The 24737-nt window shown below is 68.7% G+C and carries 29 protein-coding genes; 18 read left to right on the forward strand and 11 right to left on the reverse strand.

What is annotated here, in order from left to right:
- Position 1: 1 nt before the first annotated feature.
- Together VHC63_03280 and VHC63_03285 are read left to right on the forward strand one after the other, a co-directional pair.
- Positions 2 to 778, forward strand: a complete 777-nt coding sequence (locus VHC63_03280; protein ID HVV35598.1) for an ABC transporter permease — start codon at positions 2 to 4, stop codon at positions 776 to 778.
- Positions 775 to 1545 (forward strand): ABC transporter permease, encoded by a 771-nt coding sequence (locus tag VHC63_03285; GenBank protein ID HVV35599.1) that lies wholly within the window; start codon positions 775 to 777, stop codon positions 1543 to 1545. Before VHC63_03280 ends, VHC63_03285 begins: the two co-directional genes overlap by 4 nt.
- A gap of 15 nt (positions 1546 to 1560) precedes the next feature.
- Here the strand turns inward: VHC63_03285 and leuA are convergent, their stop codons facing one another.
- Positions 1561 to 3264 carry a 2-isopropylmalate synthase gene (leuA, locus tag VHC63_03290; protein HVV35600.1) on the reverse strand — a complete coding sequence of 568 codons (1704 nt, stop codon included), beginning with the start codon at positions 3262 to 3264 and terminating at the stop codon, positions 1561 to 1563.
- Between the two features lie 205 nt (positions 3265 to 3469).
- On the opposite strand from leuA, the gene VHC63_03295 reads away from it, so the two are divergent.
- Entirely contained in the window at positions 3470 to 4717 is a 1248-nt protein-coding gene (locus VHC63_03295; protein ID HVV35601.1) for a plastocyanin/azurin family copper-binding protein, read from the forward strand.
- 25 nt (positions 4718 to 4742) lie between these two features.
- Here VHC63_03295 and VHC63_03300 read toward each other — a convergent pair whose 3' ends face one another.
- From VHC63_03300 to VHC63_03310, 3 genes are read right to left on the reverse strand one after another with little or no spacing between them, the layout of a single operon-like run.
- The gene (locus VHC63_03300) at positions 4743 to 5051 is read right to left on the reverse strand and encodes an SRPBCC domain-containing protein (protein ID HVV35602.1); all 309 of its coding nucleotides are present in this window, start codon (positions 5049 to 5051) and stop codon (positions 4743 to 4745) included.
- 30 nt (positions 5052 to 5081) lie between these two features.
- Positions 5082 to 5228 carry a hypothetical protein gene (locus VHC63_03305; GenBank protein ID HVV35603.1) on the reverse strand — a complete coding sequence of 49 codons (147 nt, stop codon included), beginning with the start codon at positions 5226 to 5228 and terminating at the stop codon, positions 5082 to 5084.
- The gene (locus tag VHC63_03310) at positions 5225 to 5557 is read right to left on the reverse strand and encodes a hypothetical protein (protein ID HVV35604.1); all 333 of its coding nucleotides are present in this window, start codon (positions 5555 to 5557) and stop codon (positions 5225 to 5227) included. Before VHC63_03310 ends, VHC63_03305 begins: the two co-directional genes overlap by 4 nt.
- Before the next feature lie 72 nt (positions 5558 to 5629).
- On the opposite strand from VHC63_03310, the gene VHC63_03315 reads away from it, so the two are divergent.
- Positions 5630 to 7558, forward strand: coding sequence for a Calx-beta domain-containing protein (locus tag VHC63_03315; GenBank protein ID HVV35605.1), 1929 nt, complete (start codon positions 5630 to 5632; stop codon positions 7556 to 7558).
- Here the strand turns inward: VHC63_03315 and VHC63_03320 are convergent.
- Entirely contained in the window at positions 7555 to 7818 is a 264-nt protein-coding gene (locus VHC63_03320) for a hypothetical protein (GenBank protein ID HVV35606.1), read from the reverse strand. The two genes, VHC63_03315 and VHC63_03320, sit on opposite strands and share 4 nt — an antisense overlap.
- 4 nt (positions 7819 to 7822) lie before the next feature.
- Entirely contained in the window at positions 7823 to 8821 is a 999-nt protein-coding gene (locus tag VHC63_03325; protein HVV35607.1) for a hypothetical protein, read from the reverse strand.
- Between the two features lie 28 nt (positions 8822 to 8849).
- Here VHC63_03325 and VHC63_03330 point away from each other — a divergent pair, with 28 nt between their 5' ends.
- Both VHC63_03330 and gmd read left to right on the forward strand, forming a co-directional pair.
- Complete coding sequence (locus VHC63_03330; GenBank protein ID HVV35608.1) at positions 8850 to 9629, forward strand: enoyl-CoA hydratase-related protein; 780 nt, start codon at positions 8850 to 8852, stop codon at positions 9627 to 9629.
- A gap of 52 nt (positions 9630 to 9681) precedes the next feature.
- A complete protein-coding gene (gene gmd, locus VHC63_03335; GenBank protein HVV35609.1) occupies positions 9682 to 10668 on the forward strand; it encodes a GDP-mannose 4,6-dehydratase in 987 nt (328 codons plus the stop codon).
- Here gmd and VHC63_03340 read toward each other — a convergent pair.
- The gene (locus VHC63_03340) at positions 10665 to 10904 is read right to left on the reverse strand and encodes a hypothetical protein (protein ID HVV35610.1); all 240 of its coding nucleotides are present in this window, start codon (positions 10902 to 10904) and stop codon (positions 10665 to 10667) included. The two genes, gmd and VHC63_03340, sit on opposite strands and share 4 nt — an antisense overlap.
- Before the next feature lie 17 nt (positions 10905 to 10921).
- Here VHC63_03340 and VHC63_03345 point away from each other — a divergent pair, with 17 nt between their 5' ends.
- Together VHC63_03345 and VHC63_03350 are read left to right on the forward strand one after the other, a co-directional pair.
- Positions 10922 to 11647, forward strand: a complete 726-nt coding sequence (locus tag VHC63_03345; protein HVV35611.1) for an enoyl-CoA hydratase-related protein — start codon at positions 10922 to 10924, stop codon at positions 11645 to 11647.
- Positions 11648 to 11649: 2 nt separating this feature from the next.
- Positions 11650 to 12387 carry a cytochrome c biogenesis protein CcdA gene (locus tag VHC63_03350; protein ID HVV35612.1) on the forward strand — a complete coding sequence of 246 codons (738 nt, stop codon included), beginning with the start codon at positions 11650 to 11652 and terminating at the stop codon, positions 12385 to 12387.
- Here VHC63_03350 and VHC63_03355 read toward each other — a convergent pair.
- The gene (locus VHC63_03355; protein HVV35613.1) at positions 12384 to 13238 is read right to left on the reverse strand and encodes a class E sortase; all 855 of its coding nucleotides are present in this window, start codon (positions 13236 to 13238) and stop codon (positions 12384 to 12386) included. The two genes, VHC63_03350 and VHC63_03355, sit on opposite strands and share 4 nt — an antisense overlap.
- 74 nt (positions 13239 to 13312) lie before the next feature.
- On the opposite strand from VHC63_03355, the gene ccmA reads away from it, so the two are divergent.
- The 8 genes from ccmA (at position 13313) to VHC63_03395 (ending at position 19670) form a co-directional block, all read left to right on the forward strand.
- The gene (ccmA, locus tag VHC63_03360) at positions 13313 to 14017 is read left to right on the forward strand and encodes a heme ABC exporter ATP-binding protein CcmA (GenBank protein HVV35614.1); all 705 of its coding nucleotides are present in this window, start codon (positions 13313 to 13315) and stop codon (positions 14015 to 14017) included.
- The gene (locus tag VHC63_03365; protein ID HVV35615.1) at positions 14007 to 14675 is read left to right on the forward strand and encodes a heme exporter protein CcmB; all 669 of its coding nucleotides are present in this window, start codon (positions 14007 to 14009) and stop codon (positions 14673 to 14675) included. Before ccmA ends, VHC63_03365 begins: the two co-directional genes overlap by 11 nt.
- Positions 14672 to 15388: a cytochrome c biogenesis protein CcsA gene (gene ccsA, locus VHC63_03370; GenBank protein HVV35616.1), complete on the forward strand. Its 717-nt coding sequence runs from the start codon at positions 14672 to 14674 to the stop codon at positions 15386 to 15388. The genes VHC63_03365 and ccsA overlap by 4 nt, the downstream gene beginning before the upstream one ends.
- Before the next feature lie 109 nt (positions 15389 to 15497).
- Positions 15498 to 15902, forward strand: a complete 405-nt coding sequence (locus tag VHC63_03375) for a cytochrome c maturation protein CcmE (GenBank protein HVV35617.1) — start codon at positions 15498 to 15500, stop codon at positions 15900 to 15902.
- Positions 15899 to 17884, forward strand: a complete 1986-nt coding sequence (locus VHC63_03380) for a heme lyase CcmF/NrfE family subunit (GenBank protein ID HVV35618.1) — start codon at positions 15899 to 15901, stop codon at positions 17882 to 17884. Before VHC63_03375 ends, VHC63_03380 begins: the two co-directional genes overlap by 4 nt.
- Before the next feature lie 14 nt (positions 17885 to 17898).
- Entirely contained in the window at positions 17899 to 18447 is a 549-nt protein-coding gene (locus VHC63_03385; protein HVV35619.1) for a TlpA disulfide reductase family protein, read from the forward strand.
- Between the two features lie 24 nt (positions 18448 to 18471).
- Positions 18472 to 18930, forward strand: a complete 459-nt coding sequence (locus VHC63_03390; GenBank protein HVV35620.1) for a cytochrome c-type biogenesis protein CcmH — start codon at positions 18472 to 18474, stop codon at positions 18928 to 18930.
- Positions 18927 to 19670, forward strand: coding sequence for a tetratricopeptide repeat protein (locus VHC63_03395; protein HVV35621.1), 744 nt, complete (start codon positions 18927 to 18929; stop codon positions 19668 to 19670). Before VHC63_03390 ends, VHC63_03395 begins: the two co-directional genes overlap by 4 nt.
- A gap of 131 nt (positions 19671 to 19801) precedes the next feature.
- Here the strand turns inward: VHC63_03395 and VHC63_03400 are convergent, their stop codons facing one another.
- The gene (locus tag VHC63_03400) at positions 19802 to 20920 is read right to left on the reverse strand and encodes a cysteine desulfurase family protein (GenBank protein ID HVV35622.1); all 1119 of its coding nucleotides are present in this window, start codon (positions 20918 to 20920) and stop codon (positions 19802 to 19804) included.
- Between the two features lie 4 nt (positions 20921 to 20924).
- Entirely contained in the window at positions 20925 to 21629 is a 705-nt protein-coding gene (locus VHC63_03405; GenBank protein ID HVV35623.1) for a helix-turn-helix domain-containing protein, read from the reverse strand.
- Positions 21630 to 21665: 36 nt separating this feature from the next.
- On the opposite strand from VHC63_03405, the gene VHC63_03410 reads away from it, so the two are divergent.
- On the forward strand, positions 21666 to 22802 hold the full coding sequence (locus tag VHC63_03410) for an Mrp/NBP35 family ATP-binding protein (GenBank protein ID HVV35624.1): 1137 nt from the start codon (positions 21666 to 21668) through the stop codon (positions 22800 to 22802).
- A 3-nt stretch (positions 22803 to 22805) separates the two neighbouring features.
- On the opposite strand, the gene VHC63_03415 is transcribed toward VHC63_03410, so the two are convergent.
- Positions 22806 to 23852, reverse strand: coding sequence for an HD domain-containing protein (locus tag VHC63_03415; protein HVV35625.1), 1047 nt, complete (start codon positions 23850 to 23852; stop codon positions 22806 to 22808).
- Between the two features lie 42 nt (positions 23853 to 23894).
- Between VHC63_03415 and lgt the strand changes: the two genes are divergently transcribed.
- Positions 23895 to 24737, forward strand: a complete 843-nt coding sequence (lgt, locus tag VHC63_03420; protein HVV35626.1) for a prolipoprotein diacylglyceryl transferase — start codon at positions 23895 to 23897, stop codon at positions 24735 to 24737.

A 24737-nucleotide genomic window follows, 5' to 3' on the forward strand; every position in this document is an offset into this window, starting at 1 on the left:
CGTGGCAACGCCTGGCTCGGTGCGCGTGTTCGAACGCCAGGTGCGCGTGTACCGCACGCTGTGGCGCGGGTCGGTGCTGTCGCACTTCGCCATGCCGCTGTTCTTCCTCGGAGCGATGGGCGTCGGTCTCGGCCCGATCGTCGACGCCCGCACCAAGTCCGTCGGTGGCGTCGACTACCTCACGTTTATCGCTCCCGGTCTGCTGGCGTTCCTGATCGCGCAGTCGTCGGCCGCCGAAGCGTTGTGGCCAGTGATGGCGGGACACAAGTGGCTCGGCTTCTACCACGCCACCGCGGCCACGCCGATCGAGGCGACGGAGATCTTCTCGGGCTACATGCTGTGGCTGGCGGCCTACACCGCCGGGATCGCGGCGCTGTTCGTGCTCGCCGCCGCCGTGCTCGGCGGCGTCGCGTCGTGGTGGGCGCCCCTCGCCGTTCCCGCGGCGGTGCTCGGTGGACTGGCCTTCGCCGTGCCCTTCTCGGGCTTCTCGATGAACCGGGAGAACGACTTCGCCTTCTCAGCGTTGCTGCGCCTCGTCGTGATGCCCGCCGCGATGTTCTCGGGCACGTTCTTCCCTGTCAGCCAGCTGCCGTCGTGGCTGCGCCTCGCGGTGCAGGTCTCACCGCTGTACCACGCCATCGAGTTGTGTCGCGCCGCGACGACGGGTCACGCGCGCTCGGGCGCGGCCGTCGTCGCTCACGTCGCGTTTCTCGTCGTGCTGATCGGCGTCACGTCGCTGCGGGCGCGCGTGGCGTTCCGGCGGAGGTTGGCGCTGTGACCTCGACGTTGCTGGCGCGCCGCGTCGTCGAGCGCAACGCGTTGGCGTACCGCCGCATGTGGCTGTCCTTCGCCGCGGCGTTTGTCGAGCCGTTGCTGTACTTGCTGTCGGTCGGCATCGGCGTGGGTGCGCTCGTCGGCAAGCTGCCCGGACCGGGCGGCCACATGCTGAGCTATCGCGAGTTCGTCGCTCCCGGCCTGCTCGCCGCCTCGGCGATGATGGGATCGATCTTCGACACGACGATCGCCTTCTTCGTCAAGTACAAGTACCTGAAGACGTACGACGCCATGCTGGCGACGCCGATCAGCATCGCCAACATGTCGGTGGGCGAAGTGGTGTGGGGTCTGCTGCGCGGTGCGATCTACGCCGGCGGCTTCCTCGTCGTGATGCTCGGCTTCGGCATGCTGCACTCGTGGTGGGCCCTGCTGTGCCTGCCGGTGGCGTCGCTGGTCGGCTACGCCTTCGCCGGCGTCGGCCTGGCGGCGGCGGCGTTCATGCGCTCGTGGACCGACTTCGACTACGTCAACGGCGCGGTGTTTCCGATGTTCCTGTTCTCGGCGACGTTCTTCCCGCTGTCGCGCTATCCCCACAGCGTGCAGTCGATCGTGAGCTGGACGCCGCTGTACCAGGGGGTGGCCCTCGAGCGTGCCCTGATCGTCGGCGCCGTCGGCCCGGGCCTCGTCGTGCGCGCCGTCTACCTCGTCGTCATGGGCGCCGTCGGCCTGCGCATCGCCGTCAGCCGCCTCGGCAGACTCCTCCAGCCCTAACCCATACCGGATCGGTCAAGGGGTGAGCTGTTCGAGGCGGGAGACGGCGCCGAGGACGGCTTTGAGTGAGGCGGCGAGGATCGACGGGTCCATGGCGACGCCCCAGCGGATGCCGTCCTCGTTGCGGGCCTCGACGTAGGCCACGGCGGTCGCTTCCGCGCCAGCCGACACGGCGTGCTCGGCGTAGTCGGTGACTTCGACGTCGACGTCGAGGTTGCTCTGCAGCGCGTGCACGAACGCGGCGACCGGGCCGTTGCCCGTTCCCGTCACCGTCCGGTGCTCGCCGTGGACGAGGAGCTGCGCGGTGATCGTGGCGCCCTTGTCGTTGGTCGTCATCTCGTGGCTCAGAAGTTGGTACGTCGGCTCGGCTGGCAGATACTCGCTCTCGAAGCGCGACCACATCTCGGCGGGCGAGATCTCGGTGCCGGTGTCCTCCGTCACGTGCTGGATCGCACGTGAGAACTCGATCTGAAGCCGGCGCGGGAGTTCGAAGCCGTGCTCCGCCTTCATGATGTAGGCGACGCCACCCTTGCCCGACTGGCTGTTGACCCGCACGACCGCTTCGTACGTGCGTCCGACGTGCTTCGGGTCGATCGGCAGGTAGGGAACGCCCCACTCGTGGTAGTCCTGGCCCTGCTCGGCGTACAGCGCGTCGAAGCCCTTCTTGATCGCGTCCTGGTGCGAGCCGGAGAACGACGTGTAGACGAGGTCGCCACCCCAGGGATGCCGCGGCGACACCGGCAGGCGGTTGCAGTATTCGGCGACGCGGCGCAGCGCGTCGATGTCGGAGATGTCGAGTTCGGGGTCGACGCCCTGGCTGAAGAGGTTCATCGCGAGATTGACGACGTCGACGTTGCCGGTGCGCTCACCGTTGCCGAACAGCGTGCCCTCGACACGATCGGCACCGGCCATCACCCCGAACTCCGCCGCGGCCACGCCGGTGCCGCGGTCGTTGTGCGGGTGCAGCGAAAGCACGATGCGGTCGCGGTGGGGGACGTTGCGGTGGAAGTACTCGATGACGTCGCCGTAGATGTTGGGCGTGTACATCTCGACCGTCGCCGGCAGGTTGAAGATGATCTTGGAATCGGCGTCGGGCTCGATGACATCGAACACCGCCGAGCAGATCTCGATGGCGTAGTCGATCTCGGTACCCGTGAAGGACTCGGGCGAGTACTCGTAGCGAATGTGCGAGTTGCCCATGTTCGACTCGAGCTTGCGGCACATCTTCGCGGCGTCGGTGGCGATCTTCGTGATGCCCTCGTAGTCGAGCCCGAACACCACGCGGCGCTGCAGGATCGACGTCGAGTTGTAGAAGTGCACGATCGCCTTGTTGCATCCTTCGAGCGACTCGTAGGTGCGCTCGATGAGTTCGTCGCGGCACTGCGTCAGCACCTGGATCGTGACGTCGTCCGGGACGAGGTCGTCCTCGATCAGTTGGCGGACGAAGTCGAAGTCGGGCTGGCTGGCCGACGGGAACCCGACCTCGATCTCCTTGAACCCCATGTCGACGAGGGTGGTGAACATGCGCAGCTTGCGCGTCGGGTCCATCGGGTCGATCAACGCCTGGTTGCCGTCGCGCAGGTCAACCGAGCACCACAGCGGCGCTTTCTCGATCTGCACGTTCGGCCAGCGGCGATCGGGCAGGGCGAGGGGGAGCGGCCGGAACGCCTGGTACTTCTCGAAGGGCATCTTCTTCGGTTGCACGTTCTTGGGGGGCATCGGTCGGGTCCTTGGGTCAGGGAGTCGGAGTTCGAGAAACAAAAAGACGCTGCAACGAAAAAACCTCCCGGCCGAGATGGCACAGGAGGCAAGGCGAACACCCGAAAGGGCGTTCGCCTACGTAAGGAGAAGGAGGCTGGCTACAGCAACGTTGTACGTGGTGGCACGCATGACCACACCAGCGTACACGCATAGGGTCGAGCTGATGGCAAGAATCATGCGTCTCGGGGGAGCGGTCGCGATCGCGGCGGGGGTGCTCACGGCTTGCGGTGGCGGCGGCAGCACCGCGACGCGCACCGTGCGGGTCGACTACCGCGCCGACGAGTTCCCCTCGTCGTTTCTCGGTTACTACCCGCGCAACGTGATCGTGCACCCGGGCGACACGGTGGTGTTCAAGCAGACGTGGTCGGGCGAACCACACAGCGTGACGATGGGCACCGTCGTCGACAACTTCATCAAGTACGAACCGCTGATGGAGAAGTACGACTCCAGAGAGGCAGCCCTGGCGGACGGGGTGCCGCAGTCGACGGTCGATGCCGTCGACGCCGCTGCGGCCAAGGTGCCGGGGATGGTCGACGACGATCGCAAGATCTACGAGGGTGGGGCGCGGCCCTGCTACGTCGCCAAGGTCGCCGACGTCCCGACCTACACCGACAGCCACGACAACGTCATCACGGGACCGAGTACCACGTGCCCGACGCAAGGGCAGCCGCAGCCGCAGTTCACCGGCCGCCAGGCGCTCTACAACAGCGGCTACATCCCCTGGCAGGGCAGCGGGGCGAACTCCTACACCGTGAAGATTGCCAAGAACGCAACGCCGGGGACCTACAGCTACTTCTGCAACTACCACTGGGTGTCGATGAGCGGCACGGTCAAGATCGTTCCGCGCAAGACCTCCATCCCTTCCAACGCCGCGGCGAATCGCGAGGCGCTCAAGGAGATCCGCAAGGCGGAGCGCAAACCGGCGGAAGCGGTGCGCAAGGCCACTCGCGCCTCGACGCGCGCACCGAGTGCGGTCCTCGCCGGAGCGAACACCGGCGATCTGTTCTCACCCGGCTACGTGTCGGCGAACGAGTTCTTCCCGACGAAGGTCACGGCGAAGGTCGGCCGTCCGGTCACGTGGAGCTTCAAGGGGCTGTCGCACACCGTCAGCTTCAACGTGCCGGCGTACTTCCCGGTCTTCACCGTCGACAAGACGGGCGACGTGCACTACGACCACCGAGCGCAGGATGCCGTGCAGTGGAAAGTGCCCGAAGCGGTCTTCGACGAGAACGGCGACCCGGAGCCCCGGCATGTCGATGCAGGCGACTGGGACGGATCGGGCGGCTTTCATTCGTCCGGACTGTTGAACGAAGGCGACACGTTCTCGGTGACGTTCACCAAGCCGGGCACGTATCCGTACGCGTGCGCCATCCACCCCCAGATGATCGGCCAGGTCGTCGTCACGGCGTAATGACGACGACCGGGCCGACGCATCGTCAGTCCTGCAGGGACTTGCCCGACTCCAGGAGCGACTTGAGGTCGCTGAGGATGAACGGGAAGCCGCCGCCGCCTTCGGTGAGCTTGCCTTCGCCCCCGGTGACAATGGCGAACGTATGGGGTGAGTTGTTCTCGTCGGTGACGATCGTCAGCCGGGTCAGGCCGTTGTCCTCGGGCTCGATCAGGTAGGTGACGATGATGCCGGGCTCGGCCGCCTGCTCGGGGCTGAAGAAGGCGTGGAAGGTGTGCACCAGCTTCTTCGGCGGGTCGGCTTCGCGCACCTCGCCGTCGATGACGATCTCGGGCATGCCGAAGCCGCGCATCTCGGCGGTGGCGTGTCACTTGTACGCGCCGCCGGCGTGCAGCTCGTACTCGCCCTTGCTCTTGTAGCCGTAGCGGTCGTTCCAGTCAGGTGAGGTGATCGCCTCCCAGATCGCCTCGGGGGTGGCCTTGATGTACACGCGGAACATCTGGGTCGTGCTCATGCGTTCTTCTCCAATTCGTGTTTGAGGTCGGCGAGCGCGGAAACCCGGCGCTCGGTGTACTTGTCGATCCAGCGGTCGTGGAGGAGCCGGATCGGGACGGGGTTCAGGTAGTGCAACTTCTCGCGGCCCACCTTTTCGGTGATGACGAGATTGGCGTCCTCGAGCACCCGCAGGTGCTTCATCACGCCGAACCGCGTGAGGTGCGGCAACTCGGCTTCGAGGCTGATGAGGGTGCGACCGTCTTGCTCGAAGAGGCGGTCGAGCAAGAGCCGCCTCGACGGATCGGCGAGTGCTTTGAAGACCGAATCGTCTGTCTCCTCCGCACTCACGACTCCAAGATACGTGACTAATTAGTCACCTGTCAAGATCACGTGGCGTACGCCGATGGGACGAATCCCGAGATGTCCAAGCCGCTTCGCCTCACCCTCTTCGTGGCGTTCCTCGCCTTTGTCTGCGCCGCGGTCAGGCCCGCGCCGTTCGGCCCGGAAGTCGACGCGACGCCGCTGCCACCCAAGCGCCCGGCGACGTACGCGGCGCAGACGACCTCGCCCCTGTTCCCCTACGCCGACACGTTCAAGCTGCACAGCCTTCCCGGCGCGTCGCGGACGATCTATCTCGACTTCGTGGGCGACACCGTCACCGGCACCGCCTGGAACGACAGCTACACGAACGGCGCGCCGTTCTACGCGTCGCCGTTTGACACCGACGGCAACCCGTCGTCGTTCAGCGACGGCGAGATGGACTCGATTCAGGGCGCGTGGGCCCGCGTGGCGGAGGACTACGCGCCGTTTGCCGTCGACGTGACCACCGAAGCGCCCGCGTTGTCGCTGCTCGACCGCGTCGGTTCGAGCGACCAGCTGTACGGCACGAAGGCGCTCATCACCAACACGTCGACGATCTACAGCGGCTGCGGCTGCGCCGGCGTCGCGTACGTCGGCACGTTCGCCGTGACGTCGAGCCATCAGTACTACGAGCCGGCCTTGATCTTCAGCCAAGCGCTCGGCGGCTACGACAAAGACCTCGCCGATGCCATCGCGCACGAAGTCGGCCACAACCTGGGCCTGAGCCACGACGGCAACGCAACCTCCGCGTACGACTTTGGCCATGGCGACTGGGCGCCGATCATGGGCGCCGGCTACTACCACCCGCTGACGCAGTTCAGTGATGGCGACTACGGCGCCGCCAACAACACCGAAGACGACTTCGCCGTCATGCAGCACAACGGCGCGCCGCTGCGCGCCGACGACTACGGCAACACCACAGGCACCGCCACCCCCTTCCCGGCGAGCGGGACGGTGAGCGGCATCATCGGCACCGATGCCGACGTCGACGTGTTCTCCCTGAACGCTGGTGCGGGTCCGCTCAGCTTCGCCGCCAATCCGGCGCCGGTCGGTCCGAACCTCGACATCAAGCTCGAGCTGCTCGACGGCGCCGGCAACGTCGTCGCCAGCAACGACCCGCCGTCAATGCAGGGCGCCACGGACGATTCCGTGTCGGGACTCAACGCGTCGATCGTCACCACCGTCGCGGCCGGCAGCTACTACGTGCGGGTGCAGGGTGTGGGTTCGGGCGATCCGCTCACGACGGGGTACTCCGGATACGGCAGCGTCGGCCAGTACACGCTGACTGGCTCGGTCAGCGCGCCGGTCGCCGTGCCGACCGTTTCGGTCAACAACGTCGCCGTGGCCGAGGGCAACAGCGGTACGACCAACGTCACGTTCTTGGCATCGTTGTCGGCGCCGTCCGCTACGCCGGTGTCGGTGAACTGGACGACGGCTGACGGCACCGCCGTCGCCGGTTCGGACTACACGGCCGCGAGCGGGACCGTCACGATTCCTGCCGGACAGCCGAATGCAACCTTCGTCGTGGCGGCCAACGGCGACACCGCACCGGAGCCGAACGACCGCTTCTACGTGACGCTGTCGAATCCCGTCGGCGCCACGATCCTCAAGGCGACGGGCGCCGGGACCCTGCTCAACGACGACGGCATCGGGATCCGCATCGCCGACGTGTCGAAGTACGAAGGCACGACGACGACGGCCAACACGATGTTCAAGTTCACCGTCTCTCTCACCGCGGCGTCGACCTCGCCGGTGAGCGTCAGGTTGACCACAGGCAACGCCAGCGCGCTCGCCGGCGGTTCCGACTACTGGACCAAGTCGCAGACGATCACCATCCCGGCGGGACAGAAGACGGCGACGTTCACTGTGTCCGTCCGCGCCGACGCGATCAAGGAGGCCGACGAGACGTTCGTCGTGAACCTCAGCAATGCCACCGGCGCAACCATCACCGACGCGCAAGCCGTCGGCACCATCCGCAACGACGACTAGTGCCCCGTCCGGCCGGTGCGTTCCTCGCGCTCGGCGGCCTTGGCGGCGTAACCGAGGATGATCGCCGGGCCGAGGACGACCCCGGCGACGGCGAGGCAGACGACGACGACGGCCGTCTCTGTGCCGTTCAGGTCGGTCGCCATGCCGAAGACGAACACCACGAGCGCGATGCCCAGCAGCGCGTAGCCCACCCGCTGGCCCAGCGCCGCCAGCCGGGCTGCTTGGGCCCGTTGGCGCAGGATGCGCTCGTCGTCGTCCACGCGCTCAGTCTTTCAGTACTTCGGCGATCGCTTGCGGGAGATCGCGCAAGTTGAAGTGCCGCGCCGCCACTTCGTAGTTGTGCTCCAGCGCCTTGTGGTCGTCGAGTTCGACGGTGTCGATGTCGTACCAGTGGAAACCGAAGGCGCGTAACTCCTCGAGTACGGGATACGAGGCGACGACGAGGGGCTTGCGGTGAATCGCGGACTCGACGGTGGGGTTGCCGAAGCCTTCCCATGTCGAGGGAAAGGTGACGAGGTCGCACGCTTCGTAGGCATCGGCGATCGAGACACCGGACGGCATGCCGCGGATGGTGGGGACACGGCGCGCGTCGAGCAAGGCGTCGAGGGTCGCGCCGTAGCCCTCTTCGGCGGGCCCGGCGAGCCAGAGGGTGGCGCCGACCTTCTCGGCGATGCGGATCGACTCGGGGATGTTCTTGCGGGCGATGGCTCGGGTCGGTTGCAGCGCCAGCAGGCCGTCTTCGCCCAACGCGTCGCGCGCGCTTGCCGCGCTGCCGATGGGCGTCACGTCGAAGTGGTTGTAGACGACGCGCGCCTCGATGCCGCGGGCGGCGAGTTCGCGCTGCGTGAGCTGGTTGATGCACACGTGGGTCCAGTGCTCGTCCGTCGGCAACGGCTCGTTCCAGTGGGCGAAGCGCTCGCGCTGCCAGGGCACGTCGTGATGGCGCAGGACAGCGCGCCGGCCGCGCAGGGCGTCGGCCACCGCGCGCCCGGCGCGCGGGTTGAGCGGCAGCGAGCAGATGTTCTCGGCGATCACGACCTCGGCGCCGCCGAAGGCGTCGGTGAGCTCCGCGCGCGCCGGAGCGGCGACGTCGTCGGGCGCGTAGTAGGCGAGCCCGGGCAGGATCACGTCGGCCGCGCCGGCGCCGGCGACGGTGTGCACGTCGTAGCCCAGGCGACGCAGCGCGCCGATCCATTTGGCGGCTTCGACCGACACGCCGTCGGCGTGACCGAGGCGATACGAGACGACGGCGGCGGCGGGCATGGTGCGCAGACGGTACTTTCGGCCGCCGATGGCACCCGAACTGCTCTACGACGTCGCCGACGGGGTTGCGACGCTGGCGATCAACCGGCCCGAGCGGCGCAACGCGCTGTCGTGGGACGTCGTGGGACAGATGCGCGCCCGACTCGCCGACGCGAAGGCCGACGACGCGGTGCGCGTCGTCGTCATCACCGGTGCGGGCGACAAGGCGTTCTGTGCCGGGGCGGATCTCGGCAACATGGCCGACGGCGCCGGCTATCTCGAACTCCACGAAGGGCGCGGTGGCATGGCCGCGTTGTTCCAGGACTTGTGGGCTCTGGGCAAGCCGACGATCGCCCGCGTGCACGGGTACGCGCTGGCCGGGGGCTTCGGGCTGGCGCTGGCGTGCGACCTCGTGATCGCCGCTGACAACTCGGTGTTCGGTACGCCCGAGATCGACGTCGGCCTCTGGCCGTACATGATCACCGTGCCCTTGACGCGGTCGATGCCGCCGAAGAAGGCGCTGGAACTCATGCTCACCGGCCGCCGCGTCGACGCCGCCGAGGCGGAGCGGATCGGCTTCGTCACGCGCGTGGTGCCCGTCACCGAACTCGACGCCGCCGTGCGCGAGCTGGCGACCACGCTGGCGGGTAAGTCACCGGCGATCGTGAAGCTCGGCCGCGACTCGTTCTACGACGTGTGGGACCGGGCGGCGGCCGACGCGCTGGCGCTGCTGCACCCGCTGCTGACACTCACCACGCTGACCGAGGACGCGCAGGAGGGCATCGCCGCGTTCGCCGACAAGCGGCCGCCCGAATGGAAGGGCCGCTAGCGCCGCCGGCTCTTGAAGGGCGCTGACGCGCCCATCTGACAGACTGCCCGGCATGGCGCGGCGCGCACTGATCACCGGCATCACGGGACAAGACGGCTCGTATCTCGCCGAGTTGTTGCTCGAAAAGGGATACGAGGTCGTCGGCATCGTGCGACGCACGAGCACGCCGAACTTCGAGCGCATCCATCACATCGAGGAACGCATCACTCTCGTGGGTGCCGACCTCACCGATCAGACGAGCCTCGTCAACGCGGTCAAGGAGTACGCGCCGACCGAGGTGTACAACCTCGCGGCGCAGAGCTTTGTCTACGAGAGCTTCCGCCAGCCGATCGTCACCGGCGACGCCACCGGCCTGGGAGTTACCCGCCTGCTCGATGCGATCCGCATCGTCGACCCGTCGATTCGTTTCTACCAGGCGTCGTCGTCGGAGATGTTCGGCAAGGTCGTCGAGACTCCCCAGCGCGAAACGACGCCGTTTCACCCGCGCAGCCCGTACGGCGTCGCCAAGGTCTACGGCCACTGGATCACCGTGAACTACCGCGAGAGCTACGGCATGCACGCGTCCAGCGGCATCCTGATGAACCACGAGTCGCCGCGCCGCGGCCTCGAGTTCGTGACCCGCAAGATCACCAACGGCGTCGCCCGCATCCACCACAAGATTGACAAGGAGCTCGTGCTGGGCAACCTCGACGCCAAGCGCGATTGGGGCTTCGCCGGCGACTACGTGCGGGCCATGTGGCAGATGGTGCAGCAGGACACGCCGGACGACTACGTGATCGCGACGGGCGAGACGCACGAGATCCGCGAGTTCTGCCAGCTCGCCTTCGCCCGGGTTGGGCTGAACTACGAGGATCACGTCCGCACCGACGAGCGGTTCTTCCGTCCCGCCGAAGTCGACCTTCTGATCGGCGATGCGTCGAAGGCGCGCGCTGAACTGGGTTGGCAGCCCGAAGTCACCTTCGAGGGACTGGTCTCGATGATGGTGGATGCCGACGTCGAACGCGTCGGGGCCCGCAAGGCCGCCGGACTGCTCGGCTAGGACCGCACCTCTCGGCGCTGCATGAAGTAGACGATCCCCGCGGTACAGATCACGGCCAGGATCCATCCACCGGCGCGGTGGAACAGCAGGTAGCCGACGAAGCCCCCGACAAGCGACCCGGCGATGCCGACGAGGATCGTCATTCCGACGCTCATCGGGTTCGGCCCGGGCACCGCGAGCCGCCCCAACGCTCCGATGATCAGGCCGCCGAGGATCAGGGAAATGAGGAAGAACATGCGTAAGTTCTACGCCTGTGAGCGACGTTTCAACCAGCATTGACGGCCGCGTCGCCACCATCACGCTCGATCGTCAGGCGCGCCGCAACGCGGTGAACGAAGCGGCGTGCGACGCCATCGGCGCCGCGGTTCGCCACAGCGTGGGCGCGGGCGCCGGTGCGATCGTGTTCACCGGCTCCGGCGGGCACTTCTGCAGCGGCGCCGACATCAACGAGGCCGAGCGCGTGCGCTTCGCTATCCGGGCGTGTCTCGACACGTTCCGCGCTGCGCCGGTCGTCACCATCGCGGCCGTCGACGGGTTCGCTCTTGGTGCCGGCGTCCAGTTCGCCGCCGCCTGCGATTTGCGCGTCGCCACGACCGCGGCGCGCTTCGGCGTCCCGGCGGCCAAGCTCGGCGTGGCGGTGGACCACACCACCGTGCAGCAGGTGGCGATGCTCGTCGGGGGAAGCCAAGCGCGGGCGATGCTGCTGGCGTCCGAGGAGATCGACGGCCAGCGCGCCTACGACCTCGGCTTCGTCAACCGCATCGGCACGCTCGCCGATGCCCAGGCGTGGGCGGCCGAGATCGCGGCGCGTGCGCCGCTGACGATCGCGGCCCACAAGCTGGCGCTGAACCGCCTCGAAGTCGAACTCACCGACGCGGACGTGGTCGACGCCGTCGACCGCGCCTGGTCGAGTGCGGACCTGCAGGAGGGGCGCGCCGCCTTCGCCGAAAAACGGACACCCAACTTCAGCGGCAACTAATCGTGGCCGACCCCAGCATCCCCGCGGCCTTCGGCGCCGGCGTGCTGTCGTTCCTGTCGCCCTGCGTGCTGCCGCTCGTGCCGGGCTACCTGGCGATGATGTCGGGCCTGTCGGGCGAGCAACTCGCCGACCCGCAGGGCGCCGACCAACGCGTGGTGCTGCGCACCACGCTCCTGTTCGTCGCCGGGTTCTCCGTGGTGTTCGTCGCCCTCGGCGCGTCGGCCAGCGCCGTCGGCGACTTCCTGTTCAACCACAAGGTGGTGTTCGACCGCGTCGCCGGCGTCGTCGTCGTGGTGATGGGATTGTTCCTCGCCGGCGTCGCGTCACCGAGCGTGCTCGAGGCCGAGAAGCGCTTCCACGTGTCGCCGCGGCGGCTCGGTCCGTACGCCGCGCCCGTCATGGGCATGGCCTTCGCCTTCGGATGGACGCCGTGCCTCGGGCCCATTCTCGCCGCGCTGCTCGTGCTCGCCAGCAATGAGGGCACGGTCCTCAAGGGCGCCGCGCTGCTGCTCGTCTACTCGCTCGGCCTCGGCGTCCCGTTCATCCTCAGCGGCATCGGACTCGCGCGGCTCGAGGGCACGTTCCGCTGGGTGAAGCGGCACTACCGGGTGCTCAACGGCGTTGCCGGCGCGTTGCTCGTGGTGTTCGGCGTGCTGCTGTTCACCAACCGCCTCACGCTGATCGCGTCCGACCTCGTCAACTTCTTCGACACCCACGGACTGGGCTGGGTGATCCGCTAGACGTTGGCGGGCAGCAGACGGGCGAAGTTCTCGAAGAACAAGAACAGTGTGACGCCCATGGGGATCAGGGCCACCGGCCACACGATCCACTTGTGACCGAGCCAGCGGCGGATCCCGTAGGCCGCGGCCCACACGGCGGCGAAGGCGAGGCCCCACAGCACGGCTGGGGCCCGGGCGGTCGTGCCGCCACTGAGACCGGCGACGTCGGCCTCGGTGAGCGCCGGCGTGTTGGGGTCCTGTTTCGGTGCGGGGAGCGCGACGCCGATGAGCTTGGCCGATACCACCATGCGCGAGCTCGCCGAGAAGCGGGGGTGGCACGTTGTGAGCGTGAGCCGGTTGTCGGGCGTGTTGTCGAGCACGGCCACCTGACTCGGCTTCACGATCTGCGTGCCGGTCACCTCGTAGCGGAAGCTGCCCTGGAGCGTCGTGATGAGGATCGGATCGCTCGGTTTCAGCTGATCGAGGTTGTAGAAGGGCGCGCCGTACGTCGTGCGGTGCCCGGCGATCGCGGCGTTGCCCGCCTGTCCTGGCATCGGGGTGTTGGGGTAGTGGCCCGGGCCCTTCTTCAGATCCTCCACGCCGACGCCCTGCACGACGGTCTTCTCGACACCGATCTTGGGAATCTTGATGATGGCGACGGCGCTGCCCGTCGGCATGGCCGGTGGGTTGAGGTCGTACTGCTCGGGGGTCGTCGCCGCTTTCGCCGCCGTGAACTGGTGCGACAGCGACTTCTGGCTCTTGGCCGCGGAGATACCCGTGCCCCAGAGTTCGTAGGCGACGAACAGCAGCATCAGCGTGCCCGCCGCCATGAACACGCGGCCGATCGCCGACACAATCGGTCGCCATCCCACGCAACGAAAGGTAGTTCCGACGACCGCCCTGCTTGGTATCAGGGTCGGAGCCGCCCGTACCATTGGTGCCTCCCATGGAGCCCCGCCACCCGCCCGAGCACATCGGGCTCGCCGCCGGCGAGCCAGCTGTCCGTCTCCGATCCGTCGTCGCGCTGCTGGGCGGCTTCCCCGCCCTGGCGGGTGCTGACCTGACGGTCGAAACGGGAGAGGTCGTCCTGTTACGCGGCCCCAACGGTGCCGGTAAGTCCACCGTGCTGCGGGTGTGCGCCGGGCTCGTGCCCGTGGCGCAAGGCGAGGCCAGCGTCCTCGGCGTGGACATCGTGCGGGACCGCACTGCCGTGCGCCGTCGCGTCGCCATGTTGGGCCACGCCGGCTTCCTGTACGACGACTTGACCGTGCGCGAGAACGTCACGTTCGCGGTGCGCGCCGCCGGCGGCGATCTCGCGTCGGTCGACGGTGCCCTCGAGCGCCTTGGTCTCGCCGGCCGGTTGGCCACGACGCGCGCCGCCGCCCTCAGCGCCGGTCAGCGCCGGCGGACCTCGCTCGCCGCGCTCGTCGCTCGCGGCGCCGAGCTGTGGTTGCTCGACGAGCCGCACGCCGGTCTCGACGAGGAGGGTCGCGACCTGATCGACGGCGTCGTGCGCGACGCCACCGCGGCGGGCGCGACCGTGCTCATCGCCAGCCACGACACCGACCGCGCCACCGCCCTGTCGACGCGGGTGCTCACCGTCGCCGGTGGCATGGTCCATACGAACGTGGGGCGCGTCCGTGTTCCGTGATGCCGCGCTCGTCGCCGGCAAGGACCTGCGCATCGAGCGGCGCTCGAAGGTGACGACACAGCAGATCGCCCCCTTCGCCGTGCTCGTGCTCGTGCTGTTCGCCTTTGCCCTCGACCCCGATCGCGGCGTGTTGACCCGGGCGTCGGCCGGTCTGTACTGGCTGGCGGTGTTGTTCTGTACCGTGCTCGCCGTCCAGCGCTCCGCCGCGGTGGAGGTCGCCGACAAAGCGGGAGAGGGCCTGCGCCTCGCCGGCCTCGAACCGGGCGGCGTCTTCCTGGGCAAGGCGGTGGCCGTGGGGGCCCAGCTGGCGCTGCTCGAGGTGCTGCTGGGAGCCGGCATCGTCGTGCTGTACGGAACGCGGCTCCACGACCCGTTCATCCTGCTGCTCACCGCCTTGCTGGCCACGGCGGGCCTCGCGGCGGCCGGCACGGCGTACGCGGCGGTGGCTGCCAGCCTGCGCGTCGGCAGCACCCTGCTGCCGTTGCTCCTTTTGCCCGTCTTGGCCCCTGTGTTGCTGGCCGCGACCCGCGCGTGGGAGGCCGGATTGGCGGGCGTGTCGGGCGACGCGATTAGCTGGCTTGAGTTACTCGCCGCGTTCGCGGTGCTGTACGTCGCAGTGGGTGTCGTCGGGTACGGGACCCTTCAGGAGGAGTCATGAAGTCAGTGCGCGCGTTGGGGGCCCTCGCGGTCGTCACGCTCGCGGGCACGTTCGTGCTCGGTCTCGGCCTGCCTGCGACCTACGAGCAGCGCACGTATTCGCGCATGATCGCCCTTCACCCGCCGATTGCGTGGACGGCGTATCTCGCCTTCGGTGTGACCGCGCTGGCGTCGATGCTCTACCTGTGGCCGCGGACGCGCCGTTTGCGCTTCGACGCCATCGCGGCGGCATCGGCCGAACTCGGCGTGCTGTTCACCGGGCTCACGCTGATCACGGGCAGCCTGTGGGGTCGCCCGACGTGGGGTGTGTGGTGGACGTGGGACGCGCGCCTGACCACGACGGCGCTCATGTTCGTGATCTACCTGGGTTACCTCGCCCAGCGCGGCGTCGCCGACACGACGGCGCAACGGGCGAAGCGCTCGGCGATCATCGCCGTGATGGCCGTCATCGTCGTGCCGATCAACCACATGTCGGTCGAGTGGTGGCGCACGTTGCACCAGGGCCGCTCGCTGGCGTCGCTTGACCCGGGCAGCGAGCTCGACGGCGACTTCATCGCCGCCATGCTCCTCGGTTTCGTCGCCATGACGCTCACCTACGCCTGGCTGCTGATCGTGCGCGTGAAGGTGATGGAGGCGGAGGCGCACGTCGAAGAGGACGCGCTGACCGACGCCATCGAGGCGCGCCGCCGCGAAGCCGAAGTGGTCTTGCCGTGAGCGGATACGTCGTGGCGTGTTACGCCATCACCATCGGCGCGCTGGGCGCATATTCAGGTTGGGCCTGGACGCGTCTGCGGGCCGTCACCAAGCGCGGGTCGGACACGAAGTGAAGCGTGGGTACGCCGCCATCTTCTTGTCGGTAGCGGTCGCCGTCGCCGGTCTGCTGCTGTGGCAAGGACTCAGGAACGCCACCGTCTACTTCAAGACCGTGGACGAGGCCGTCGCTCAGCGCTCGTCGCTCGGGACGCGTCGCTTCCGCCTCGAAGGGATCGTGGCGCCCGGGTCGGTCCACGAGCGCGATGGCGGAGTCGACTTCGTGGTCGAGGAGAACAACGCCGAGATCCACGTTCACCACGTCGGTGACCCGCCTGAGCTGTTCAAGGCGAGTATTCCCGTGGTGCTCGAGGGGCACTTCGCCGGCGCGACCTACGAGAGCGACCGCATTCTCGTCAAGCACACCGCGGAGTACCGCAAGGCCAACCCCACGCGGGTCAAGGACTACAAGTCGTGACGGCGATAGTCGGGCACAGCGCGGCGCTGCTTGGGTTCCTGGCCTCCGCGGTCGGGTGCAGCACGCTCGTCGTCGGTCTTGTGCGCAAGCGCAGCGCCATGCTGCGCGCCGCGTGGAGCTACGTGTGGTTCGTGCTCGCGGCGGCGATCATCGGCATGGGCGCGATGGAGTTCGCGCTCGTCCGGCACGACTTCTCGATGAAGTTCGTCGCCGACAACGGCAGCCGGCACACCCCTTTGCTCTACACCGTCGCCGGAGCGTGGTCGGCCCTCGAAGGCTCGATCCTGCTGTGGGTGCTGGTGCTGGCGATCTACCTCGCGGCGCTCGCCATCCGGCACCGATCACAGCGTGACGACCCGATCTTCGGCTGGGCGCTGGTCGTCATGCTCGTCGTCTGCACGTTCTTCTTCCTGCTGCTGCTCGGTCCCGCCGATCCGTTCCACACGATCAAGGGCGCCATCCCTACCGACGGGCCGGGTCCGAATCCGCTGCTGCAAAACCACCCGTTGATGGCGTTCCACCCGCCGATCCTCTACGCCGGCTACGTCGGCTTCACCGTGCCGTTCGCGTTTGCCGTGGCGTCGCTCATCACCGGGCGCGTCGACGAGGGCTGGGTGCTGGCCATGCGGCGCTGGACGCTGGTGGCCTTCGGTCTGCTGAGCGTCGGCATCATCCTCGGCGCCTGGTGGTCCTACGAGGTGCTCGGCTGGGGCGGCTTCTGGGCGTGGGATCCCGTCGAGAACGCGTCGTTCCTCCCGTGGCTGACGGCGACCGCGTACCTGCATTCGGTGCTCGTGCAGGAACGCCGCGGCATGTTGCGCGTCTGGAACCTGTCGCTCGTCACCTCCACGTTCGCCCTCACCATCCTCGGTACGTTCCTCACGCGCTCGGGCGTCCTCGACTCCGTGCACAGCTTCACCGAGTCGGGCATCGGCCCGATGTTGCTCGGCTTCTTCGCCGTGATCGTGGTGGTGGTGTGCGGTCTGCTCGCCTGGCGCGGCGACGCGCTGCGTTCGCCCGGCATGATCGACTCGCCGGTGTCGCGCGAGGCCGCGTTCCTGATGAACAACCTTTTGTTCGCCGCGTTCGCTTTCGTGGTGCTGCTCGGCACCGTGTTCCCGCTCATCGCCGAGGCGATCAACAACGACCGGCTCACCATCGGCCGGCCCTACTTCGACCGCATGACGGGACCGATCGGGTTGGCCTTGCTGTTCTTGATGGCGGTGGCACCGGCGCTGCCGTGGCGCAAGGCGAGCCGGGGTGTGCTGCGCGATCGGCTGATGGTCCCGGCGTGGGCCGGCGCGCTGACGCTCATGGTCCTCGTGTTGTTCGGCGTGCACAGCCTCGCCGCGCTGCTCGCCTTCGGTCTGGGCGCGTTCGCCGCCGCGGCCGCGCTGCGCCAGCTGGCCCTGGCCGCCCGCGCCGCCCGTCGTGCCGGGCAGCCCTGGTGGCGCGGCGTCATGGGCCGAGCCAACGGCGGCATGATCGTGCACCTCGGCGTCGTCATCGTCGCCGTCGGGTTCGCGGCGTCGATGTCGTTCGTGCAGCGCGACGAGTTCCGCCTGAAGCCGGGCCAGTCGGCGCGGCTCGACGGTCACCGCATCACCTACGTCGGCGTGTCGCGCCAGAAGCACGAGAACCGCACGTCCGAGGTGGCCAACGTGCGCATCGACGGCGGCAAGATCTACCGACCGGCGCTGAGCAAGTATCCCTTCGCCACCCAGGCCATCGGCACACCGTCGGTGCACACCGGCTTGTTCGAAGACGTGTACCTCACCCTGGTGACCACGCCGTCGTCGACGACGGGCTCGGCCGTGATCGGCGTGATCGTGACGCCGCTGGTGAGCTGGCTGTGGGCCGGTGGACTCGTGATCGGCCTCGGCACCGTGCTGGCGCTCGTGCCGGGTAAGCGGCGGGTTCCGACGGCGCCGGCGTCGGCCGTGCTCGGTCCTGAGCCTGAACCGGAACCCGTGGCCGTATGACGCAGGCGGGTGGGTTGCGACGGCGCCGTACGGCGCCGTGGATCGCGTTGGGCGTCGCCGTCGTGTTGCTCGTCGTGATCGTCGTGGCGGCGAAGGCGAAGCCGGCGGAGCAGCGCACCGTCGACAGCCCGCTGCTCGGTCACATCTCGCCCTCGGTACAGGGCGACATCGTGTCGGGCCCGGCGCAGTCCTTGGACGAACTGCGCGGCAGGTACGTGCTGGTCAACTTCTTCGCCACGTGGTGCGTGCCGTGTCGCCAGGAGCATCCCGAGTTGGTGCGCTTCGCTGCCCACCACGCCCAGATCGGCGACGCGGCGGTGATGCAGGTCGTCTACGGCGACCGCGCCTCGACCGTGCGTACGTTCCTGCACAACCACGGGGGCGACTGGACGGTTGTCGACGACCCGAAGGGCGCGATCGCCCTCGACTGGGGTGTGCGCGGGCTGCCGGAGAGCTACCTCGTCGACCCGAACGGCTACGTGATCTACAAGATCACCGGCGGCGCCGACGCCGACGGGCTCGAAGCGTTGCTGCGGCAGGCCAAGGCGGGCGAAGCGAAGTGACCCAGTCGAAATGAAGCCGTCGAGATGACACGGGCGCGCTTGGCGTGGCTCGCGCTCGCCATCGTGGTGATCGTCGCCATCGTGATCGCCACCACCGGCGGTGGCGCCAGCAAACCCAGCGCGGCCCAGCGCGCCGACGCCATCGCCCGTGACGTGCGCTGCCCGACGTGTCGCGGCCAATCAGTGGCCGAGTCGGCGGCGCCGGCGGCGCAGGCGATCCGCATCGAAATCCGCCGCCGCATCGAGCTGGGCCAGTCGCGCGCCGAGATCGAGGCCTACCTCGAGGGCCGGTACGGCAGCGACATCATCCTCACGCCGCCGCGCAGTGGCATCGGCGGGGTGGTGTGGGTGTTGCCGGTGGTCGCCGTCGTGGCCGCCATCGCGGGGCTGGGAATTGCGCTCCAGCGCTGGTCGCGCCGCTCGCTCGAGCATCCGTCGGATGAAGACCGCGCCCTCGTGGCGCGCGCGGAGCAGCCGACGTGACCGAGTTCGAGCACGCCGAACTCGTCGCCGAGCGTGACTTCCTGCTGCGCTCGATCGCGGACCTCGACGAGGAGCAAGCCGCCGGCGATCTCGCCGCCGACGACTTCGCCGCGTTGCGTGACGACTACGTCGCCCGGGCCGCCACCGTCATGCGCGCCCTCGACGGCGACGCTACGGCGACGCCGGCTGCGGTCGTCGCCGCGACGCCGCGCACCCGCAACCCGCGGCGCACGGCCCTGGTCGTCGTCGCCTGCTTGGCCGTCGCTGGGCTGGCCGGCGTCGCCCTCGCCGGGGCGGCCGGCTCGCGACCGGCCGGTGGACCGCTCACGGGTTCGCTGCCGCAGAACACCGCCGATCAGCTGGCGCAAGCGACCGAACTCATCGGCGCCGGCAAGCCGGTCGACGCGCTGAAGCTGTACGACACCATCCTGAAGAAGGATCCGCAGAACGCCACCGCGTTGGCCTACAAGGGCTGGCTGCTGCGCCTCGCCGGTGCTGACGACAAGTCGCTCCAGGAGAAGGGCCTCACCTACGAGGACCAGGCCGTCGCCGCCGACCCGACGTATCCCGATGCTCACTTCTTCCGCGGGATGATGCTGTGGCAGGACAAGGGCGATCCGGCGGGGGCAGTTGGGGAGTTTCGTCTGTTTCTTGCGAATCGTCCACCGCAGGCGATGGTCTCGCTCGTCGAGGACGCGTTGAAACGCGCCGCGGCCGAGGCCGGCATCCCCGTCGACTAGATCGTGCTCGCAAAAGTTGCTCTTTACGCGGCCGTCAGGTCGGCGTAGCTTTCCGGAAACCTTGAATCGCCGGTCGGGCTGTGGTGGGGGTGGTCCGGCCGGAGATTCGGGGGTTTTTCGCGTCAGGGGTCTTACGACGTGCGCAGCGCGCGCAGCTTGTCGACCACCGAGCCAAAACTGTTGGCGAACGCGGCGACGTCGTCGTCGGTGGTCGACCACCCCACGCTGAGGCGCAGGCTGCGCTGGGCGTCCACTCCCATGGCCTCGAGCACGGGAGACGGTTCGAGCGCCTCGGACGAGCACGCGCTGCCGGAGTGCGCGGCGATGCCCGCTTGGTCGAGACCGAGCAGCACCGCTTCGGACTCGACGCCGCCGATGCCGAAGCACACGATGTGCGGAACGCGCCCAACCGGATCGCCGTACTGCACTACCCCGTGGACGGCCAGCGCGGCGTCGGCGAGCGCGCACGTCTGCGCGAAGTTGTCGTTCGCCTCGCGGGTCTGCGCCACCGTGAGGCCGTCGGTTACCGCCGCCATCGCCTCCACGAGAGCGACGGCTTCGAGCCCGGCGCGTCGGGCTCGCTCCTGGTCGCCGCCGAGAAGCAGCGGATCGATGCGCAGCCCGCGCCGCACGAGCAGGGCGCCGACTCCGACGGGCCCGCCGAACCTCGAGGCGCTGATCGACAACAGATCGACGCCGAGGTCGTCGAAGGCGATCGGGACGTGGCCGGCGGCGGCGGCCGCGTCGACGTGCAGTAGCACGCCGCGTTCCTGGCACAGCGCCGCGATCTCGGCGACGGGTTGCAGGGTCGCCACTTCGTGATTGGCGAACTGGCAGTGCACCAGAGCGACGTTGCGCTCGAGCAGGGCGCGCACGCTGTCGACGGAGATGCGGCCGCAGCTGTCGACCTCGGGCACCAGTAGATCGCCGTGGCGCGCCGAGGCCTCGCGCACCGCCGAGTGCTCGACGGCGGCAGCGACGAACGCGCCGTCGGGCCGGCGCGATGCAGCACCGAAGCACGCGGCGTTGATCGCCTCGGTGGCGCCGCTGGTGAACACGACCGATCGCGGTCGCGCCCCGAAGAACGCGGCGACGCGGGTGCGGGCGTCCTCTAACGCGACGCGCGTCATGCGCCCTTCGGTGTGCACGCGCCCGGGATCGCCGGTCACGTCGAGCCACTCGACCAGCGCTGCCTTCGCCTCCGGGCGCAGGGGAGAGACCGACGCGTGGTCTAGGTAGGCACGAGCCACGTTGCTACGACAGGGAGGTGACGCAGGCGTCGCCGCCCATGGCGCGCGAGCTTTCGGTGACGGGCACCGTGTCGCCGTAGAGCCCGCCGAGCATGCCTCGGACCATGCCGCGGTCGACGGCGCACATCACCGGGTGTTCGTGGGCGGCGCTGCCGAACGGGCACTGGTCGTTGATGATCCGCAGCGACGTGCCGCGGGCCTCGGCGTGGGCGGCGAAGCCGTGGGCCGTCAGCGCGTCGGCCACCGCCGCGAGCGCTGAGCGGAACGAGCGATGCACGTCGCCGGGCGACATGCGCTCGGCCAGGGAGCGGCCGTACTCCTCGCCGACGCTTTCGGCGAGTTCCTCGGCCTGATCAGCCGGGAGGAGCGACAACGCCCGCCCGAGCAGCGTGGCGAGGAGGTCGTCGCGACGGCTGTGGACCTCGAGGGGCTCGACGACTGCCGAGGCCTTGTAGTGCTTCGAGGGCCGGCCGGCACCAACCTGCGCACTGCGCTTCACGGTGACCTCGAGGTACCCGCCGGCGGCGAGCTTGTCGAGGTGGTGGCGGGCGACGTTCGGGTGGAGGGCGAACTTCTCGGCGACCGCGGTTGCCGTCACCCCGTCGTCGGCCGACTCGCGGGCGAACAGGTAGATGGCCCGCCGGGTGGGGTCGCCGAACGCTGAGGTGACGGCCGAGACCGCCGCGGCAAATTCGGCATCCGTGGACACACCGATATTCTACCTATGCAGATAGGAGAAATCCCCGTGAGCCTTTCCGAACAGCAGATCATCGAAGCGCTGCGCCCCGTCCAGGACCCGGAGCTGCGCCGCAGCATCGTCGACCTCGGCATGGTCAAGAACGTCGTGATCGACGGCGACGCCGTCGCCGTGACGGTCGCGCTGACCATCGCGGGTTGCCCGCTGCGCGCCGAGCTGACCACCCGCGTCACCGACGCCGTCACCGCCCTCGGTGCGACCAACGTGACGGTCGACTTCACCGTCATGACCGACGAGGAGCGCGCCAAGGTCTCCGAGATCATGGGCGGCGCCGGTCATGGAGCGCACGCGCAGGGCCACGAGGGTCACTCGCACGCGCCGGCCAAGCCACTGCCGTTCCGCGAGGGCAGCCGCACCCGCGTCATCGGGGTCAACTCGGGCAAGGGTGGCGTAGGCAAGAGCTCGGTCACGGTCAACCTGGCGATCGCGCTCAAGCAGCTCGGCTACGACGTGGCCGTGCTCGACGCCGACGTGTACGGGTTCTCGGTGCCGGCGATGCTCGGCGTCGACAGCCCGCCGACTGTCATCGACCAGATGATGGTGCCGCCCGAAGCCAATGGCATCCGCTGCATCTCGATGGGCTTTTTCATCGACGAGGACCAGGCCGTCATCTGGCGCGGCCCGATGCTGCACAAGGCGCTCGAGCAGTTCCTCACCGACGTGTACTGGGACGAGCCCGACTTCCTCGTCGTCGACATGCCGCCGGGCACCGGCGACGTCTCGCTGTCGATGGCGCAGTACCTGCCGCGCACCGAGATCTACGTGGTGACGACGCCGCAGGCCGCGGCGCAGCGCGTCGCCCAGCGCACCGCCGCGATGGCGAAGAAGCTCAACCTGCCGGTGCGCGGCGTCATCGAGAACATGTCGTGGTTCACCGGCGACGACGGCAAGCGCTACGAACTGTTCGGGGCGGGCGGTGGTCAGATCCTCGCCGAGGACATCGACGCACCGCTGCTCGGCCAGATCCCGCTCGTGCCCGAGTTGCGTGAGGGCGGCGACCACGGCGAGCCGATCACGGTGAGCAACCCCGACAGCGAAGCGGCACAGGCGTTCCGTGCCCTGGCGCAGCGCGTCGTGGACCTCGGCGCCACGCGGGTCTACCGCAGCGAACTGAAGCTGGGCTGAGGCTCAGGCGCCGCGCGGCAGCTTGGCTGGGTCCCAGCCGAGGTGCTCGACGGCGAGGCTCAGCGCGTACCGATCCGTCATCCCGCTGACGTGTTGCACCGCGCTGGCGACGATCTCGGACTCGCGGCTGCCGGGGTCGAGGCCGAGTGCGGTCGGCCGGGCGATGAACCAGTCGGTCAGCGCCCGCAGCAGTTCGATGACGCGCTCGGCCTGGTCGACGGAGTCGGGGCGCAGGTAGATGCGCTCGAAGTTGAACGACCGGAACGCGGCGAGCGCTTCGGCTTCGGCGGTCTGCATGCCGATCACGCCGTGGTCCTCGATCGTGCGCAGCACCGAGGTGATGAACGCGTCGAGCTGGCGCGAGCGGCGCACGCCCACCACGTCGGCCACCTCGTCGGGGAGATCGGTGGCGCGCACGATGCCAGCGCGCACGGCGTCTTCGAAGTCGTGGCACACGTAGGCGATGCGGTCAGCCCACGCCACCACTTCGCCTTCGGGCGTGACCGGCGCCGGGCGGTTCCAGCTGTGGTTGCGGATGGCGTCGAGTGTCTCGGCACAGAGGTTGAGCGGCCGCAGCACGACGTCGGCGCCGTAGACGGCGTGGTGGTAGCCGCCGACGGCGTAGGGCGACAGCGCCTCTTCGGACGCGTGGCCCGCCGGGCCGTGGCCGCAGTCGTGGCCGAGCGCCGCGGCCTCGGTGAGGGCGACGTTCAACCCGGCGGGACGGGCGATGCCGACCGCCACCTGGGCGACCTCGATGGCGTGGGTGAGCCGGTTGCGCAGGTGATCGTCGTCGGGGGCGATGAATACCTGGCATTTACCGGCAAGCCGGCGAAACGGACGGCTGTGCTTGATGCGGTCGAGGTCGCGTTCGAAACAGGTGCGGAAGCGGTCGGGATCCTCGGCCACGGCGCGGTCGCCGGCCCCGTCGGCCCGGGTGGCGAAGGGCGCCAGCGCCACCGCCTCGGCGTCTTCTCGCGCCGCCCGCTCGACCAGCGGCCACTTCCCGTTGGCCACCCGAAGCGCCGAGTGCGCCTGCGCATAACTCATGGCGATGAGTATGGCAACAGGGTGTGGCACTAAACACTGCACGTGCTCGCTCTGCTGGCGTACATCTCGTACCACCCGCTGGTCCATATCGACATCGGGCCGTTTCGGCTGTCGCCGCACGGGATGGGCATCGCCATCGGCTTCCTGATCGGCGCCCGGGTCATGTTGCCGGCCGCGGAGAAAAAGGGGATCACGGGCGACGACGTCAGTGCACTGCTCGTGCGCGCCGCCATCGGCGCCATCATCGGCGCCCGAGTCGCCTACGTCCTCAACCACATCGGCGATTACACGAGTTCACCGCTCGAGATCTTCAAGATCTGGCACGGCGGCATCTCGTTGCTCGGTGGCTTTGCCGGGGCGATCCTCTTGGCGCTGCCCGAGATGCGCAAACGGAAGCTGTCGTTCTGGCAGACGATGGACGCCGCCGCGCCGGGCATGGCGGTGGGCGTCATCATCGGGCGCGTCGGCGACCTCATCGTGTGGGACCACCTCGGCAAGGCGACGCACTTCTTCCTCGGTTACAGGTGCCCGGCGGCGAACGTCGCCACGGCCGTGCCCTGCATCGCCGGTCCCGGCCACGCCGTGCACGAACCCGCGCTGTACGACCTCGTGCTCACGCTCGTGGTCCTGGCCGTGCTGCTGTGGCTGCGCCGCACGCCGCGTTACGACGGCTTCCTCATCCTCGTGTTCGGCGTGTTCTACGGGTTCAACCGCTTCGTCGAGGACTGGTTCCGCGTCGACGTCACGCACGGCACCGGCCTCACCGGCAGTCAGTGGACGGCAGTCGCGACGATGCTGGTGTGTGCCAGCTGGCTGGCCTTCCGCCGACGAACGCCGGGGTGGGGGCGATGGAATAGCGTGGCTGTTCCGGTAGACGAGGAGTAG

This window comes from Acidimicrobiales bacterium, from assembly GCA_035546775.1.
Classification (GTDB): Bacteria; Actinomycetota; Acidimicrobiia; order Acidimicrobiales; family JACCXE01; genus JACCXE01.